Below are 16,766 nucleotides of genomic sequence, written 5' to 3' on the forward strand. Positions count from 1 at the left end.
GAGTGCCGCGCTACCCGGTCCCGGCCACCGCGGCACGGAACTCCGCCGAGGCGTAGAACGGCGCGAGCCTGCGCCGCAACAGTGCGTCGAGATAGCCGCGTTCGTCGAGCTTTTCGAGCACCGACGGGCCGAAACGCAGTGCCTCCTCCATGATGTCGGCGCGGCTCACGCCGAGCTCGGCCAGGAGTTCGGTGAGCGCGGTGTCGCCGTACTTGTCGAAGACGTGGTCGATGCCCTCGTCGAGCAGCGCGTGGAAGTAGTCGGTGTCGCGGAAGGAGCGCCAGAACTCGAAGGCGAGCACGACGATGTCCTCGACGTCGTCGGCCGAGACCACCTCACGGAACGTGCCGACCGAATCACCGACGTGCTTGCGCCAGGTCTCGCGGGCGGTGTCGATGAGCACCTCGTCGGCGTCGTTGCTGTTGCCGCGCAACACGAATCGCGCACCGGTGCGGGTGATCCGGCCGACACCGTTCTCGATCACGGGCATCGCCGGTTCGGCCAGTCGCGACAGCGCGCCGCGCAGCGAGGCGGCCAGCCCGCCGCCCTCCACGTGACGCCCGTCGTCGACCGCGGTCACCACCGCGCGCTGCACGGCCTCCACGCAGGCGTCGACGGTGACAGGACTGTTGAGCACCATGCGCAGGAGCCGGTGCGTCACCTCCATGCCCGCGATCGCGTCGACGAGGTCGTCGAAGTGGCGGGTGTCGACCACCTCGCCGACCTCCATCTCGTCGTTGACGCGATGGTTGTACAACCGCGCGGCCACCTCACCGACGAGTTCGGGGATGGCGCCCTCGACGGGGAACTGCACCGCGTACTTGTGCGCGACGGCCTTGATCTGCTCGCGGGTGACGGCCTCGGCCAGGGTGAGCACGTCGGCCTCGGCGAGCGCGCCGTCCACCTCCTCGGTGATCAGTTCGAGAAAACCCGCGGGATCGCGCAGCCGCCGCTTCTCGAAGGCCACGTGTGCGTCGAGTACCCGCATGGCGAGGTCGATGTCCATGGTGCCCAGATTGGCACACTTCGCGGCGGCGGGTGAGCGAGGCCGAAGGATGCCCGAAACCGCGTGCGACACGCCCGGGAATTTCCGCAGACTCCGCCCATACGGTGGTGTGATGCGACCGAATGCGCGGTTTGCTGACGAGTGTGGCATACTTGGACGCTGAGACTGGGCTGATCGCAAGTGATCGCCGTGGCTCACCTACGGAAAAGACTTTTAAAAACATGACTCAAGGCACTGTTAAGTGGTTCAACGGCGAAAAGGGCTTCGGCTTCATCGCCCAAGACGGAGGCGGCCCCGACGTCTTCGTGCATTACTCGGCCATCGGCGGCTCGGGCTTCAAGTCGCTCGAAGAGGGCCAGCGCGTGGAGTTCGAGGTCGGTCAGGGCCAGAAGGGCCCCCAGGCTCAGGACGTCCGCGCCATCTGATTTCGGCGTGATGCTGTAGAAAGGCCCCGCACCACTGGTGCGGGGCCTTTCTCATGTCCTCACACCCCGAAGACCCGCTCGACGACGGCCCTGGCCCGGCGCGTGATGCGCAGGTAGTTGTCGAGGAATTCGCTGCCGTCGTCGTTGGGCCAGCCGGCCACGCGCGCCACCGCCGACAACAGCCGGCCGGGACCGGGCAGCTGATCGGTCGGCTTGCCCTTCACCAGCACCAGCGCGTTGCGGGCCGCCGTCGCCGTGAGCCACGATTCCCGCAGCAGCGCAACGTCTTCCGGCTCGAGGATGCCCTCGGCCTCGATCACGTCGAGCGACTGCAGTGTCGAGGTGTTGTGCAGGGCGGGCACCTCGTGGGCGTGCCGCAACTGCAGCAGTTGCACCGTCCACTCGATGTCGGCCAGGCCACCGCGACCCAGTTTGGTGTGGGTGGCGGGGTTGGCGCCGCGCGGCAGCCGCTCGGAATCCACGCGCGCCTTGATCCGGCGGATCTCGCGCACCGCCTCGGGCGACACACCGCCCGCCGGGTAACGCACCGGGTCGATGACATGCAGGAACCGCACGCCCAGGTCCTGATCCCCCGCCACCTGGTGTGCGCGCAGCAGCGCCTGCACCTCCCACGACTGCGCCCACTGGGCGTAGTAGGCCTGATAGGCCGCGAGCGTGCGAACCAGGGCGCCTTGACGACCCTCGGGGCGCAGGCCCGCGTCGACCTGCAGCGGCGGGTCGACACTCGGGGCACCGAGCAGCCGCTGCACGTTCTCGGCGACATTGGTCGCCCATTTCACCGCGGTCGTCTCGTCTTCACCGGGCCGCGGATCGCACACGAACAGCACATCGGCGTCGGAACCGTAGCCGAGTTCCTTGCCGCCGAGCCTGCCCATGCCGATCACCGCGATATCGGCGGGCGCCGGGGCGCCACGCTCGGCTTCCGAGGCGCGGATGACCGCGCTGAGCGCCGCCTCGAGCACCGCCACCCACACCGACGACAGCGCCGCGCACACCTGCGGCACGTCGAGCATGCCGAGCAGGTCGGCCGAGGCGACCCGGGCCAGTTCGTGCCTGCGTAGCGAACGAGCCGCCGCCACAGCGCGTTTCGGGTCGTCGTAGCGGGCGGCGGCGGTCTGGATGCCGCGTGCCACGTCCTCGGGTTGCGGTCCGAGCAGCTGGGGTCCGCCGGGACCGTCGGCGTACATGCGGATGGTCTCGGGGGCGTTGATGAGCAGATCGGGCAGGTACTCCGAGGAGCCGAGCACGATCATCAACCGCTGGGCGATGGCGCCCTCGTCGCGCAGTTCGCGCAGGAACCAGATCTGGTCGTCGAGCCCCTCCGACACCCGGCGATAGGCGAGCAGGCCCGCATCGGGATTCGGTGTGTCACCGAGCCATTCGAGCAGTGTCGGCAGCAGCAGCGCCTGGATGCGGCCCTTGCGCGACACTCCACCGGTGAGCGCCTTGAGGTGACCGAGCGCGTTCTCCGGTGCGGCGTAGCCGAGGGCGGCGAGCTGGCGCACGGCGGCGTCGGGGCTCAGGCGAAGCGCGTCGGAATCCATCCGGGCCACCGCGTCGAGCAGCGGCCGGTAGAACAGCTTGGCGTGCAGGCGGCGCACCCGCACCGCGTTGCGGCGGATCTCGGTGTCGAGCACGCCGACCGCGTCCTGGCGTCCGTCGGGCCGGATGTGGGCGGCGCGCGCCAGCCAGCGCATGCCTTCCTCGTCGTCGGCGGCGGGCAGGGTGTGTGTTCGTTTCAGCCGCTGCAGCTGCAGGCGGTGCTCGAGCAGTCGCAGGAACTCGTAGGAGGCGGTGAGGTTGGCGGCGTCGTCGCGGCCGATGTAGCCGCCCGCCGCGAGCGCGGTGAGCGCCTCGACGGTATTGGTGACGTGCAGCGAGTCGTCGACGCGCCCGTGCACCAATTGCAGTAGCTGAACAGCGAATTCGACATCACGCAGGCTGCCCGCGCCGAGTTTGAGTTCGCGTTCGCGCAGGTCGGCGGGCACCAGGTCTTCCACCCGGCGGCGCATGGCCTGCACGTCGGCGACGAAGTCGGGGCGTTCGGAGGCGGCCCACACCATCGGCATGAGCGCGTCGCGGTACTGCTGTCCGAGTTCGAGATCGCCGGTCATCGGGCGGTTCTTCAGCAGGGCCTGGAACTCCCAGGTGCGCGCCCAGCGCTTGTAGTAGGCCAGGTGCGAATCGAGGGTGCGCACCAGCGCACCGGCCTTGCCCTCGGGGCGAAGCGCGGCGTCGACCTCGAAGAAGGCCGAACTCGCGACACTCATCATCTCGGCGGCCAAGCGCGTGGCGGTGGCGTCGGCGGGCTCGGCGACGAAGACCACGTCCACATCGCTCACGTAATTCAGTTCGCGCGCACCGCATTTGCCCATCGCGATCACCGCGAGACGCACCGGAACCTCGCCGTTCTTGCAGACCCGCGCCACCGACACCGACAGGGCGGCGGTGAGCGCGGCGTCGGCCAGATCCGACAGGTGCCTGCCGACCACCTGATACGGCGGCACCGGTTCGTTCTCGACGGTGGAGGCCAGGTCGATCGCGGCGAGGAGCATGAGCTGATCGCGATACCGGTCGCGCAGCAACGCGATCGACTCCGGACCGGAGATACCGGCCCGGAACAGCATGGGTCCCGCGTTGGGGCCGGTCTCGGGTTTCGCGTCGACGGCGTCGAGCAGGTCGGCGATCAGTTCGTCGCGATCCGGAAGCCGACCGGCGCGCAGCACTTTCCACCGCTGCGGTACGGCGACGAGGTGGTCGCCGAACGCCGTCGAGGAACCGAGCAGCGCGAACAGCCTGCCACGCAGCGTCGTTTCCGAGCGGATCGCCGAATCCAGTTCGCCCCAGTCGTTTCCGAGCGCTTCGCGCAACCGCACGAGCGTGGACAGGGCCAGATCGGCGTCGGGCGAACGTGACAGCGCCCAGAGCACGGGCACGCCGTCGACATTGTCCCAGCCGAGCTGGTGCAGGGAGTCCGCCGCGGTGGGTTCAAGTAACCCGAGCCGACCTACGCCGGGAACAGCGGAGCGGGCAGTCGGTGGCCGAACCATGCGTCAAAACTTACATGGTCCGGGCAACGACAGCGTCACGCCGGATCCCCGGCGCAGGAATTACAGGCTGAGGTATTCCTTGAGCTCCCAGGGGGTGACCTGGCTGCGGTAGTCGGCCCATTCGCGGCGCTTGTTGCGCAGGAAGAAGTCGAAGACGTGCTCGCCGAGGGTCTCGGCGACCAGCTCCGAGCGCTCCATCGCCTGTAGTGCCTCGTCGAGGGTGCCCGGCAGCGAGCGGAAGCCCATCGCACGGCGCTCGGCGTCGGTCAGCGACCACACGTCGTCCTCGGCCTCGGGCGGCAGGTTGTACCCCTTTTCGATGCCGCGCAGACCGGCCGCGAGCAGCACCGCGAAGGTGAGGTAGGGGTTGCAGGCCGAATCGGGGCTGCGGATCTCGACGCGGCGCGACGACGACTTGTTCGGCGTGTACATCGGCACACGGACCAGCGCCGAGCGGTTCGAACGACCCCAGGACGCGGCCGTGGGGGCCTCGCCGCCGTGGATGAGGCGCTTGTAGGAGTTGACCCACTGGTTGGTGATCGCGCTGATCTCCGGGGCGTGCTCGAGGATGCCCGCGATGAACGAGCGCGCGGTGCCCGACAGGTTGTTCGGGTCGTCCGGGTCGGCGAAGGCGTTGGACTCGCCCTCGAACAGACTCATGTGGGTGTGCATGGCCGAGCCGGGGTACTGGGAGAACGGCTTGGGCATGAAGGTCGCGCGCACACCCTCGTCGATCGCCACCTCCTTGATGAGGTAGCGGAAGGTCATCACGTTGTCGGCCATGGATAGCGCGTCGGCGTAGCGTAGGTCGATTTCCTGCTGACCGGGCGCGCCCTCGTGGTGGCTGAACTCCACCGAGATGCCCATCGACTCGAGCGCGTCGATGGCGTGGCGGCGGAAGTTGGGCGCCGAGTCGTGCACGGCCTGGTCGAAGAAGCCGCCGTTGTCGGCGGGCATCGGCTGGTAGCCGTCCTTGAGCTGGTTCTCCAAGAGGAAGAACTCGATCTCAGGGTGCACGTAGCAGCTGAAGCCCACGTCGGCGGCCTTGTTCAGCTGACGGCGCAGCACGTGGCGCGGATCGGCCCACGACGGCGAACCGTCGGGCATGGTGATGTCGCAGAACATGCGCGCCGAATGCTGGTGGCCCTTGGAACTGGCCCAGGGCAGCACCTGGAAGGTCGACGGATCGGGCCGGGCGACCATGTCCGCCTCGGACACGCGCGCGAAGCCTTCGATGGCCGAGCCGTCGAAGCCGATGCCCTCCTCGAAGGCGCCTTCGAGCTCGGCGGGGGCGATGGCGACGGACTTGAGGTAGCCCAGCACATCGGTGAACCAGAGACGTACGAAGCGGATGTCCCGCTCTTCGAGCGTCCGCAGCACGAATTCCTTCTGGCGATCCATACGGCGAGCGTAGGCACCCGGCGTTAAATCCGTGTTACATACGCCGACTCGTTTGCTATCACGTCACATCGTCCGCACTTCTCACCTGGCGCGACCGGGCGGTGTGCGCGGTCTCTCACCCGCCGCAGGTGAGTCCGGGCGCGGGCGTGGCGAGTTCGGTGAGGTAGGCGATGACGGCGTCGTCGAGGCATCGGTCGCCGGCGACGAGGGCGGCGGTGTGCCGGTTGCCCCGGAAGGTGACGAGCGCGGCGCCGAGTTGCTCGGCCAGGTCGACACCGGCCTGGTACGGGGTGGCCGGGTCCTCGGTGGTGGAGACGACCACGATCTTCGCGACGCCGGGCGCCGATATCCGGTGCGGTTCGCTCGTGTTCGGCACCGGCCAGGTCGCGCACAGTTCCAGCGGGGCGGCGCCGGTGCCCTTGCCGTCGTCGAGAAATGGTGCGGCCCTGCGGTATTCGGCGTCCTGACGGGCGACGACCGCGGGATCGGTGATGCGCGGGTCGTCGACGCAGCGGATGGCGTTGAAGGCGTCCTGGGTGTTGGCGTAGGTGCCGTCGGACCGGCGGCCGTCGTAGAGGTCGGCCAGTTGCAGCAGGGTGTCCCCCGTGCCGCCCTGCAGCTCGGTGAGGCCGCGGGTGAGCAGGGGCCACATCTCGTCGCTGTAGAGGGCCTGCTGGACGCCGGTGATGGCGTCGTTGTAGCTCAGGCCGCGTGGATCCTCGGTGCGGGCCGGGGCGGCTTGCAGCGGGTCGACGAGTTGCCGGAACCGGGCGACGGCGCCTGCCGGGTCGGTGCCGAGCGGGCAGTCGGCGCTCTTCGCGCAGTCGGCGGCGTAGGCGTCGAACACGCCTTGGAAGCCCGCCGCCTGGCGCAGCGATTCCTGCACCGGCTCCTGGGAGGAGTCGACGGCGCCGTCGAGGACCATCGCGCGCACGTTCTGCGGGTACTTCTCGGCGTAGGCGGCGCCGAGGCGGGTGCCGTAGGAGTAGCCGAGGTAGGTCAGTTTCGCGTCACCGAGGGCCGAGCGCAGCACGTCCATGTCCTGGACGACCTCGCGGGTGCCGACATGACCGAGCAGGTCGAGGCCCGAGCGCTCGGCGCAACGACCGGCGTATTCGCGGTTCTCGGCTTCGGCTTCGGCGATGCCCGCGGGGGTGTTGTCGGTGGGCGGTTCGGCGCGCTCGGCATCGGCTTCGGGCGGGGTCAGGCAGACGATCGCGGGCAGCGAGGAGCCGACGCCACGCGGATCGAAACCGATGCGATCGAATCGTTCGGCCAGCTCGGTGCGGTGCCCGACGGTGACCATCGACAGCCCGGAGACGCCTGGGCCGCCCGGATTCATCAGCAGCGACCCGATCTTGTCTCCCCTGGCCGGGATGCGCGACAACGCGATCTGGGCGGTCGGACCGTCGGGCCGGGCGTAATCGATCGGCACGGTGACGCGCGCGCACTGGGTGCTCGGCGGCAGCCGTTCCTCCGGGCTGCCGAACTCCTCGCAGGAACCCCAGTCGATGCGCTGTTCGTAGAAATCATTCAGCCCGGGGGGTGACGGCGGCAGCGGAGTGGGCGGGGTGGCGCTGTCGCTGCCGGTTCCGCATCCGGTGGCGACCAGCGCGCAGATCGCGCCGAGAACAACGACGAGCCTGCCTCGCTGCACAGTTGGCCAACCTTTCCGCGCCGGGCGGCGCAACACGACGCACCCGAACGGGCTCGCCATCACGGTAACCGAAGCGCCAGTGTGACCGATCCCACCGGCCACGCCCTTAAAACGGTTCGGGGCGAGGTGGCACACTGGATGCGTCAGAAAAACCCGGGGACCCGCTACGGGCCTCGAGGAACCAGACGAAAGTAGGGACGATGATGTCCGTATCCGATGAGCAGAGCCCTGCCTACGGTGCCGCTCCCGCTGCCACCCCCAAGCCTCGCCGCAAGACCCGCGTCCAGCATCTGCAGCAGATGAAGGCCGAGGGTGAGCGCTGGTCGATGCTGACCGCCTACGACTACTCCTCGGCCCGCCTGTTCGAAGAGGCGGGCATCCCTGTTCTGCTGGTCGGCGATTCCGCCGCCAACGTCGTGTACGGCTACGACACCACCGTGCCGATCACCGTGGACGAGCTGATCCCGCTGGTCCGTGGCGTGGTGCGCGGTGCGCCGAACGCCCTGGTGGTCGCCGACCTGCCGTTCGGCACCTACGAGTCCTCGCCCCAGCAGGCGTTGGCCACCGCCACCCGTTTCATGAAGGAGGGCGGCGCGCACGCGGTGAAGCTGGAGGGCGGCGAGCGGGTCGCCGAGCAGATCGCGCTCATCACCGCGGCGGGCATTCCCGTGATGGCCCACATCGGTTTCACCCCGCAGAGCGTGAACACGCTCGGCGGTTTCCGGGTGCAGGGTCGCGGCGACGGTGCCGAGCAGCTCGTCGCCGACGCCATCGCCGTGCAGGAGGCCGGTGCCTTCTCCGTGGTGATGGAGATGGTGCCCGCCGAGCTGGCCGGGCAGGTCACCCGCAAGCTGACCATCCCGACCGTCGGAATCGGCGCGGGCGCCGATTGTGATGCCCAGGTGCTGGTCTGGCAGGACATGGCGGGCTACACCAGCGGCAAGACCGCCAAGTTCGTGAAGCGGTTCGGCAATGTGGGCGACGAATTGCGTTCCGCCGCAGCCGCTTACGCCGACGAGGTGCGTCAGGGCACCTTCCCGGGGCCCGAGCACAGCTTCTGATCCGCGCACACCCGGCCCCGTCGTCCGGCGGGGCCAGGCAGCGGCGCGGCGGTCGACGAGGTGGCAGACTCGGAGTCGAATCAGCCGACTCGAAGAGGTACGCATGCATCGCCGATGGAAGACCAGTCCCGGGCTCGTTGTCACCGGTGTTCTCGCCGCCGTGACCCTGACAGCCTGTGGCGGTGCGGAAGTCACCCCGGGCGGGTCCGCCACGACCACGACCGCCGGTGCCACCACCACCAAGACCGCGACGCCGAGCACCACGCTGGAGATCAGCGACTCCTCGGCGAACCAGTTGTGCGACATGATCCGCCCTGAGCTGTCGAACTTCCGGGTGCAGGGCCCGACGCTCGGCCGGCTCGCCCTGAACACGATGGTGCACGAGTGGGCGCTGCGCAACGGCGGCATCAACGGGCACGTGCTGGCCGACAAGGCGATGATCGACCGGGTGACGACCGAGGCCTGCCCCGATGTGCGCACCGAGACGCTCACCGCACTCGACCTGCCGAACCTCGCCGCGGGATTGGCGTTCTGATGCGCACCCTGTACCCAGAGATCGAACACTTCGACAAAGGTCTTCTCGATGTCGGCGACGGCCAGTCGGTGTACTGGGAGGTCAGCGGCAACCCCGACGGCAAGCCGGTGGTGTTCGTGCACGGCGGACCCGGCGGCGGAACCGGTCCGCTGCAACGCCGTTTCTTCGATCCTGCGGTGTACCGGATCGTGTTGTTCGATCAGCGCGGGTGCGGAAAGTCGGTGCCGCACATCGCCGATGGGGCGAGCCTCGAGTTCAACACCACACCGCACCTGATCGCCGACATGGAGGCACTGCGCGAGCACCTCGGGGTCGAACGCTGGCAGGTGTTCGGCGGGTCGTGGGGTTCCACCCTCGGCCTCGCCTACGCCCAGGCGCATCCGGAGCGGGTCACCGAGCTGGTGTTGCGCGGCATCTTCCTGTTGCGGCGCAAGGAGATCGACTGGTACTACAACGGCGCGGCGGGCAACATCTACCCCGCCGAATGGGCGAAGTTCCTGGCACCGGTGCCGCCCGAGGAGCGCGAGGACGACCTCGTCGAGGTGTATCACCGGCTGCTGCATTCGCCGGATCCGGAGATCGCGCTCGGCGCCGCCGTAGCCTGGTCGACGTGGGAAGGCGCCACGAGTTCGCTACTGCCGCACCCGGATCGGGTCGCCGAGACCGGTGAGCCACGCTTCGCTCTCGCCTTCGCCCGCATCGAAAACCACTATTTCCGGCACGGCGGATTCCTCGACGAGGGACAGTTGCTGCGTGACATCCATCGGATCGCCGACATCCCCGGAGTGATCGTGCAGGGCCGCCACGACGTGGTGTGCCCCGCGGTGAGCGCCTGGGAACTGCACAACGCCTGGCCCGGCTCCACCCTGCACATTGTCGAGGACGCCGCGCACACCGCGCACGAGCCCGGCATCACCCACCACTTGGTCGAGGCGACCGACCTGTTCGGGAAGCGAGACTGACACATGGCGATCGAAGCCGGACCCGCCGTCGTCGCGGCACTGCGCGAGGACATCGACCGGCTGCTCGCCGCCGAACCCGATGTCCGCGCCGACGCCGAGGACTCCGTGCACCAGATGCGGGTGGCCACCCGCCGGTTGCGCAGCGTATTGCGTTCCTACCGCAAGCTTTTCGACAGCGACGCCGCCGCGGAAACCGTGACGGAGCTGAAGTGGCTCGCGGAACTGCTCGGGGTCGCCCGCGACGCGGAGGTCCGGGGTGAGCGGTTCACGAAACTGCTCGACGGGTTCGGCGAGGTGCCCACCGAGGTCACCCGCCGCCTGGTCGGCGCCGCCGACGACGCCTACGCCCAGGCCCATGAGGAGATCCTCACCGCTCTCGACGGCAAGCGGTACGCGGCCCTGCGCGAGGTGCTCACCACATGGCGCACCGATCCCCCGCTCGACGATTCCCTCGCGGGCGACGACGCGGACGACGTGTTCGCGCGCGTGCTCGGCCGCGACCGAAAACGCCTGCGCAAACTGGTCTTCGCCGAGCCGACCGCGACCCCCGCCGACCGGGTGGAACTGCTGCACGACATCCGCAAGGGCGCCAAGCGTTTACGTTATTCCTGCGAAGCGGCAGGCGAGGTTCTCGGCACCGACGCCACCGAACTGGGCACGCGTGCCAAACGCCTGCAATCGGTCCTGGGCGACCACCGCGACGCCGTGGAATCCCGCGAGGCCATCCTCGCCGCCGCAGGCGATTCCACCGACGCCACCGTCTACGAACTCCTCGCCGACACCGAGGAAGCCGCGGCGGGCCGGGCCATCGCGGGTTATCCCGCTGCCGCGGCGTTCATCTCGACCGACTGACCACCGGCGAACCCGGCTGTCACGCACGACACCGGCCACGGCATGCCGAACTGAGTGTCGACCGAAAGGCTTTGCCGCCGTGCAGGATCGATGCCCCATCGGTCGCAGCGGATTCGAAAACGTCGGCAGCGCGTCGACCTCGACGCGCGCCGGGGCTCACTCGATGCCGGCGGGCGCGCCGTTCCCATCGGCGGAATAGGCGAATTCGATGGTTCTCGTCGCGGGATCGGCGGTGCGCAGGCGCACGGAGACCCGTTCGCCTTCCGGTGGCTTGCCCGCGCAGCGCGCCAGGATCGGTGGTTCGTCGACGAAGATCTCCGCGTCGCGGGAACCGTTGGCCTCGCGCAGGACCAGGGCGGCGAAGTCGGTGCCGACGCGGGGGCCGAGGATGGTGGCCTCGGTGAGGTCGACGCACGCGCGGTCGACCTTGTTGGCGAGGGAATCGGTGCGGCGCAGGGTTTCCGCGGCGGGCGCCAAGCCGTCGAGCACCCACTGCGGTACCTCGGTGCCCGCACAGTGCGCCAGGCAGATCTCGGTGGTGAAGCGGTCGGCCAGGCGGCGCAGCGGGGCGGTGACGTGGGCGTAGGGGGCGCCGATTGCGCTGTGCGTCAGCTGATCGGGAGTGGGGTCGTCGAGGTCGGCGAGCAGGGTGTAGCCGGCGCCGCGCAGCAGGGTGGTCGCCTCCGACATCAGGACCAGCCCGGCCGGGGTGTTGGGGTCGAGTGCTGCCAGCATGCGGCCGACCGGCAGATCGTCGGGCCAAGCGATGTCGAGGGCGGCGGCGGTGCGACGCATCGAGGCGACGGCGGTGTCGGGCGGCGGCGGCATCGTGCGCAGCAGGCCGACCCGGGTTCCCTTGTGGTCGAGCATGATTCGTGCCGCGCACATACCGGTGAGCAGGGAGACCTGCTCGTTCCAGTCGTCGGCGGCGGTGCGCGGTTCCAGGTCGAGGCGCCAGTTGTCGCCGTGGCGCACCACGTCCTGGGCAGGCAGTCGCAGCGAGATCGCGCCACGCTCGAGACCGGCCTCGATCCGCAGCCGCCCGAATTCGGGTAGCGCGGCCAGCGAGGGGTGCAGCGTCCCGGCGTCGGCGGCGGCCTGGACCTGCTGATAGTCGAAGCGTTCCCGGGAGCGCACAAGGGCGCGCTCGACCGAAAAGCGAAGGGGCGCGGCGTCGTTGTCGAGTTCGACGGTCCACAGCGCGACGGGCCGGTCGACACCGGGCAGCAGGCTCGCGGTCCCCTCCGACAGCACGGGCGGATGCAGCGGCACGGTGCCGTCGGGGAGATAGAAGGTCTGGCCGCGTGATTCGGATTCGCGGGCAAGGGCACCGCCGGGCACGATCACCGCGCCGAGATCGGCGATGGCGTAGTGCAGGGTGAAACCGGTCGCGGTGCGTTCGAGATGCAGCGCCTGGTCCAGATCCATGGCGCTGGGAGGGTCGATGGTCACCAGCTCGAGGTCGGTGCGATCCACCCGGGTGCCCGCGAACGCGTCGACCGCGTCGCGGGCCTCGGAGACAGCCTCGGCCGGATAGTCCGAGGCCAGTCCGAATTCGGAACGGATGGCGCCGAAATCGACCGGCGCCGAGACGATCCGTTGATGGAGTTCCATCCTGGCAGCGTAGCGAGTTCTACTGCAGTGCCAGCATGGTGCCGTTGAGCTGATCGAACGGGCCGTACACGGTGAAGGTGACCCGGCCACCCGGCACCGACGACGACACGGCGGCCGCCGCGTCGAGCGCCTGACCGAACGAGGCCGCCGACGGATGCGGCAGACCGGCGACGGTCCGGCCGAACTTGTTCTGGTGCACCCAGGCGGTATCGGCCGGGCTCAGGTCGACCTGGACCCCGCCGGGCAGCGGGGTCACCGCGACCGCACTCGCCGAACCGGCACCCATCGAGGTGAGCACCGCGGCGGCTCCGGCGATCAATGCACCGGCGACAATGGAACGAACTACCCGCATGGAAATGTGACCTGCTTCCGCGATCGATGTGTTGAGCCCGCACAATGGGCCCTGCCGACGGGCAACACTCTATGACCTCGCTCACGTTCCCGACGAGTTCCCGCGCATATTCACCGCCCCGTCGCGCGTCTCGCACGAATTGTTACTGTGGCGGCGGCACATCCGGCACCAGCCGGAAAGTGTTGCACCCACGTCGATAAATGGGAGTTCCGAGCGTATGTCGTCGCTGATTTACGATTACCTGTTGCCGATCCTCGGGCCTGACCAGGCCACCTACTGGGCCCAGGTGCTGATGATCAACCCCGCCTGACTCACCGCCTCACGAATCAACATGTCGCCTCCCGTTAACCTGACGGGAGGCGCCTTGTTCCCTGGGCCGCTAGCATCCCGCTGCGTGAGTAGAACTACCGCCGCCCTCGCGGCAGGCACCGCCGTCTTCGCCCTGCTTCTGACCGGTTGCGGCGAGGACTCGTCCACCGCCGCAGCCCCCGCAACCACCACCCCGGCCGTTCAGGTCGATCCCGGCAAGGCCGGCATGTTTGTGGTGAGCTATCGCAACGCTTTCCCGAAGCTGGCCGCAGGCCGTGACGACCTAGCGGTGAGCGGGGTGCTCAACCAGACGTGCTCCGACATCAAGGCGGGCAAGTCCGAGGCCGACACCATCGCCGGGATCGTGAAGAGCTCGACCAACGGCTCCGTCTCGGCCACGGAGCAGGAAGCGCGCGCGGTCTACGACATGGCCAAGCTGATGTGCTGAGTCCCCCGGACAGACGAGGCGGCGGTCCCGTGCGGGACCGCCGCCTTCGTCGTTTCCTGGGCGGGCGAGCCGGCCTGTAAGCCGGATCCTGTCCCCGGCTCGCGCCGGGGGGCGACCATCCATCTGGACACACCGTCGCCGGGTGCCTCGAGCGGTCCACCCGCAGGCTCGGGCGAGCAGCCCTCGAACACCTGCGCAGCCGCACCGTCGCCGGTGCGGCCTTCGACCTTGCTCCGGGCGGGGTTTACCTAGCCGCCCCGGTCACCCGGGGCGCTGGTGCGCTCTTACCGCACCGTTTCACCCTTACCGCACGTTGAGCGTGCGGCGGTTTGTTTTCTGTGGCACTGTCCCGCGGGTCACCCCGGGTTGCCGTTAACAACCGCCCTGCTCTGTGGAGTCCGGACTTTCCTCGGTGGCGGGCGGCGACACCGATGTGCCCGTTCCCGTCACCGCGGTCGCCCGGCCGACTCGTCCGCTCCGCCATGGTACTCGGTACGGTTATCAGTCATGGAACGTGTCGACGTCAGTTTCCCATCGGGTGACCAGCAATGCGCCGCATGGCTCTACCTCCCCGATGGTGCGCCGAGGCCGCGTCCGCTGGTGATCATGGGACACGGGCTGGGGGCGACCCGCGAGATGGGGTTGGATCGGTATGCGCGACGCTTCGTCGCGGCGGGAATGGGGGTGCTGGCCTTCGACTATCGGCATTTCGGCGCCAGTGAGGGTGCGCCCCGCCAGGTGCTCAATATCGCCAGGCAGCGTCAGGACTGGAAGGCCGCGATCGCGTACGCGCGCAGCATCCGCGGCTTCGACGCCACCCGCATCGCATTGTGGGGCACATCTTTCGGTGGTGGGCATGTGCTTTCCGTCGCTCCCGACGACGACTATCTGGCGGCCGTGGTCGCCCAGGTGCCGTTCACCAGTGGCTGGGCGTCGGCGCGAGCCAAGGGACCGATCAGCCTGACCAAGGTGGCGACCGTCGCCATGACCGATCTGCTGTTCGGCCCGTTGCGCCGCAAGCCGATTCGCATCCGCCTGGCAGGCCGCAAACGCGCCGCCGCCCTGATGAGTGCCTCCGATGTGCCCGAGGGCTTCGGCAGGCTCGCCGAGGAGAGCCCGACCTACGATCCCAAAGTGGGTGCGCGCGTGGCTTTCTCCACCCTGTTCGACGCCCCCGGCCGACGCGCCAAGTCGCTGAAGGTCCCGGTGCTGTACACGATCGCCGAGAACGATTCCGTCGCACCGTCCGGTCCCACCCGCAAGGCCGCCGCACGCACCAAACACGCGGTGGTCAAGGAGTACCCGGTCGGCCACTTCGACGTGTACTTCGACGACGTCTTCGAACAGGTCGTGCGCGACCAGACCGACTTCCTGGTGTCGATCCTGCGCCCCTGATCACGCGGGCATCCGTCTGCGCCGAACAGGATGGCACCGAGAACCGGCTCAGGCGGTGACGGCGCCGCAATGACCTCACAGGTCATGGTGCCGCTGTCGGCGTGGTGGATAGGGTCGGGTGGTGATGGAGGCGCGGATCGGTTCGCTGGTGCGGGAGTGGCGGCAGCGGCGCAAGCTGAGTCAGCTCGATCTGGCGTTGGTGGCCGATACTTCGGCGCGACACCTGTCGTATGTGGAGACGGGGCGATCGCAGCCGAGCCGGGCGATGGTGCTCCGGTTGTGCGAGGCACTGGAAGTACCGCTGCGGGAACGGAATACGTTGTTGCTGGCGGCCGGGTTCGCCCCCGCCTACCGGGAGTCGCGGCTCGATGACGCCGAGCTCGCGGCCGCGCGAGCCGCGATCGACACCATGCTGCGCGCGCACGAACCGTATCCGGCGGTGGTCGTGGACCGGTGGTGGGATGTGGTGGCGGGCAATGCGGCCATGCCACTGCTGATGAGCGGAGTACCCGAGCACCTGCTGCTCCCCCGGCCCAATGTCTACCGCCTGGTGTTGCACCCCGACGGTCTCGCCGGACGCTTGGAGAACCTGCACCAGGTCAGGGAACTGTTCCTCGAACGACTGCTGCGGCAGGCCGAGTCGACCGGCGACGCACGACTACGCGCGCTCTACGACGAAGTGAACGACTATGCGGCGCCGCGGGATTCGCCGGGCAGACCCGAACCGACGGGCCCGTTCCAGGTGCCGATCCGCATCACCAGCCCAGCGGGCACGCTGTCGATGTTCTCCACCATGGCCACCTTCGGCGCACCCGCCGACGTGACCCTGTCGGAGCTGGCCGTCGAGTTCTTCTACCCACTCGACGACTTCACCGCCACCGTCATGAAACAGGGCGCAGCATCGCGATGATGCTGCGCCCCTGCGTGTTTCGTGCGGCGATCAGATCGGCTGGAAGCCCGCGCCGACCCCACCCGCGCGATTCACCACGTCGAGGATCACCTCGATCGGCTGGAAGTAGGCGGGCGAGTGGATCGGGTTGGCGCCGTTGGTGCACGGCACGTCGAAGTCCACGGGGCCGAGGCCGGTGAGCCTGCCCTGGTTCATGCCGACGAGCCGGTCACCGACAACCACCGGACCACCGGAATCGCCCGGCTGCGAGCAGTACTGGTTGATCGAGTTGCCCTCGAGCTCACCCCACACCACACCACAGCTGCGGCCGCTGGTGCGCCCGTCGGAGCACACGGTGGAGCCCGGCGCGGGCGCGGGGCCCAGGCCCGCCACGGTGGTCTGGCCTATTGTGCGCGTGGGCACCACCTTGGACGCATCCAGTTGCAGCACAGCGAAATCCAGGTAGTCACCGTCGTCGGAGAAGGCGACGGTACCGATCACGCCGGCGTGCAGCGCCTGCTCCGCGCCGACCTTGGCACCGGTCGACGCGCAGTGCCCGGCGGTGAGACCGACCAGCCGGCCCGCGTTGTCGTGGCCGATGGCCGTGAGCGAGCAGCCGGAGTTGTTGTCGAAGACGATGCCCGAACCGGCACCGAGCACCACGCTCGGATCAGCCGACACGCTGCCTACACCGGCAGACGTGGTGAGCGCCCCCGCGATGGCCGCCGCGAACGCCGCCATCCGTAGAAACTTCATCAAGTACCTTTCTCCACGGCCGCGACCGGCTAT

15 protein-coding genes and 1 other RNA gene are annotated in these 16,766 nt (G+C 68.9%); 8 read left to right on the top strand and 8 right to left on the bottom strand.

Features of this window, described 5'->3' with window-relative positions; translation table 11 throughout:
• Window positions 1-10: 10 nt before the first annotated feature.
• Complete coding sequence (locus tag NCO8_RS22935; RefSeq protein ID WP_067642372.1) at window positions 11-1,006, bottom strand: hypothetical protein; 996 nt, start codon at window positions 1,004-1,006, stop codon at window positions 11-13.
• A 221-nt stretch (window positions 1,007-1,227) separates the two neighbouring features.
• On the opposite strand from NCO8_RS22935, the gene NCO8_RS22940 reads away from it, so the two are divergent.
• The gene (locus tag NCO8_RS22940) at window positions 1,228-1,431 is read left to right on the top strand and encodes a cold-shock protein (protein WP_056821080.1); all 204 of its coding nucleotides are present in this window, start codon (window positions 1,228-1,230) and stop codon (window positions 1,429-1,431) included.
• A 59-nt stretch (window positions 1,432-1,490) separates the two neighbouring features.
• Here the strand turns inward: NCO8_RS22940 and NCO8_RS22945 are convergent, their stop codons facing one another.
• The 3 genes from NCO8_RS22945 to NCO8_RS22955 form a co-directional block, all read right to left on the bottom strand.
• Window positions 1,491-4,502, bottom strand: a complete 3,012-nt coding sequence (locus tag NCO8_RS22945; RefSeq protein WP_067642198.1) for a bifunctional [glutamine synthetase] adenylyltransferase/[glutamine synthetase]-adenylyl-L-tyrosine phosphorylase — start codon at window positions 4,500-4,502, stop codon at window positions 1,491-1,493.
• 60 nt (window positions 4,503-4,562) lie between these two features.
• Complete coding sequence (gene glnA / locus NCO8_RS22950; RefSeq protein WP_067642199.1) at window positions 4,563-5,903, bottom strand: type I glutamate--ammonia ligase; 1,341 nt, start codon at window positions 5,901-5,903, stop codon at window positions 4,563-4,565.
• A gap of 115 nt (window positions 5,904-6,018) precedes the next feature.
• On the bottom strand, window positions 6,019-7,620 hold the full coding sequence (locus tag NCO8_RS22955; protein WP_084457404.1) for an alpha/beta hydrolase: 1,602 nt from the start codon (window positions 7,618-7,620) through the stop codon (window positions 6,019-6,021).
• Window positions 7,621-7,763: 143 nt separating this feature from the next.
• Between NCO8_RS22955 and panB the strand changes: the two genes are divergently transcribed.
• The 4 genes from panB to NCO8_RS22975 all read left to right on the top strand — a co-directional run bounded on the left by panB (window position 7,764) and on the right by NCO8_RS22975 (window position 10,970).
• Entirely contained in the window at window positions 7,764-8,621 is an 858-nt protein-coding gene (gene panB / locus NCO8_RS22960; protein WP_067642374.1) for a 3-methyl-2-oxobutanoate hydroxymethyltransferase, read from the top strand.
• 103 nt (window positions 8,622-8,724) lie between these two features.
• A complete protein-coding gene (locus NCO8_RS22965) occupies window positions 8,725-9,156 on the top strand; it encodes a hypothetical protein (RefSeq protein WP_067642200.1) in 432 nt (143 codons plus the stop codon).
• Window positions 9,156-10,118: a prolyl aminopeptidase gene (gene pip, locus NCO8_RS22970; RefSeq protein WP_067642201.1), complete on the top strand. Its 963-nt coding sequence runs from the start codon at window positions 9,156-9,158 to the stop codon at window positions 10,116-10,118. Before NCO8_RS22965 ends, pip begins: the two co-directional genes overlap by 1 nt.
• Window positions 10,119-10,121: 3 nt before the next feature.
• Complete coding sequence (locus NCO8_RS22975) at window positions 10,122-10,970, top strand: CHAD domain-containing protein (protein ID WP_067642202.1); 849 nt, start codon at window positions 10,122-10,124, stop codon at window positions 10,968-10,970.
• 156 nt (window positions 10,971-11,126) lie between these two features.
• Here NCO8_RS22975 and NCO8_RS22980 read toward each other — a convergent pair whose 3' ends face one another.
• On the bottom strand, window positions 11,127-12,584 hold the full coding sequence (locus tag NCO8_RS22980) for an RNB domain-containing ribonuclease (protein WP_067642203.1): 1,458 nt from the start codon (window positions 12,582-12,584) through the stop codon (window positions 11,127-11,129).
• Between the two features lie 19 nt (window positions 12,585-12,603).
• The gene (locus tag NCO8_RS22985; RefSeq protein WP_067642204.1) at window positions 12,604-12,936 is read right to left on the bottom strand and encodes a hypothetical protein; all 333 of its coding nucleotides are present in this window, start codon (window positions 12,934-12,936) and stop codon (window positions 12,604-12,606) included.
• A gap of 394 nt (window positions 12,937-13,330) precedes the next feature.
• Between NCO8_RS22985 and NCO8_RS22990 the strand changes: the two genes are divergently transcribed.
• On the top strand, window positions 13,331-13,693 hold the full coding sequence (locus NCO8_RS22990; protein ID WP_067642205.1) for a hypothetical protein: 363 nt from the start codon (window positions 13,331-13,333) through the stop codon (window positions 13,691-13,693).
• Between the two features lie 61 nt (window positions 13,694-13,754).
• On the opposite strand, the gene rnpB is transcribed toward NCO8_RS22990, so the two are convergent.
• An RNA gene (gene rnpB, locus NCO8_RS22995) (RNase P RNA component class A) lies at window positions 13,755-14,164 on the bottom strand.
• A 36-nt stretch (window positions 14,165-14,200) separates the two neighbouring features.
• Here rnpB and NCO8_RS23000 point away from each other — a divergent pair.
• Both NCO8_RS23000 and NCO8_RS23005 read left to right on the top strand, forming a co-directional pair.
• Entirely contained in the window at window positions 14,201-15,088 is an 888-nt protein-coding gene (locus NCO8_RS23000) for an alpha/beta hydrolase (RefSeq protein ID WP_067487303.1), read from the top strand.
• A gap of 124 nt (window positions 15,089-15,212) precedes the next feature.
• Window positions 15,213-15,998, top strand: a complete 786-nt coding sequence (locus tag NCO8_RS23005) for a helix-turn-helix transcriptional regulator (RefSeq protein ID WP_067642206.1) — start codon at window positions 15,213-15,215, stop codon at window positions 15,996-15,998.
• A gap of 30 nt (window positions 15,999-16,028) precedes the next feature.
• On the opposite strand, the gene NCO8_RS23010 is transcribed toward NCO8_RS23005, so the two are convergent.
• Entirely contained in the window at window positions 16,029-16,733 is a 705-nt protein-coding gene (locus NCO8_RS23010; protein WP_243749924.1) for a S1 family peptidase, read from the bottom strand.
• Window positions 16,734-16,766: the final 33 nt, after the last annotated feature.

Source organism: Nocardia coubleae NBRC 108252, assembly GCF_001612805.1.
Classification (GTDB): Bacteria; Actinomycetota; Actinomycetes; order Mycobacteriales; family Mycobacteriaceae; genus Nocardia; species Nocardia coubleae.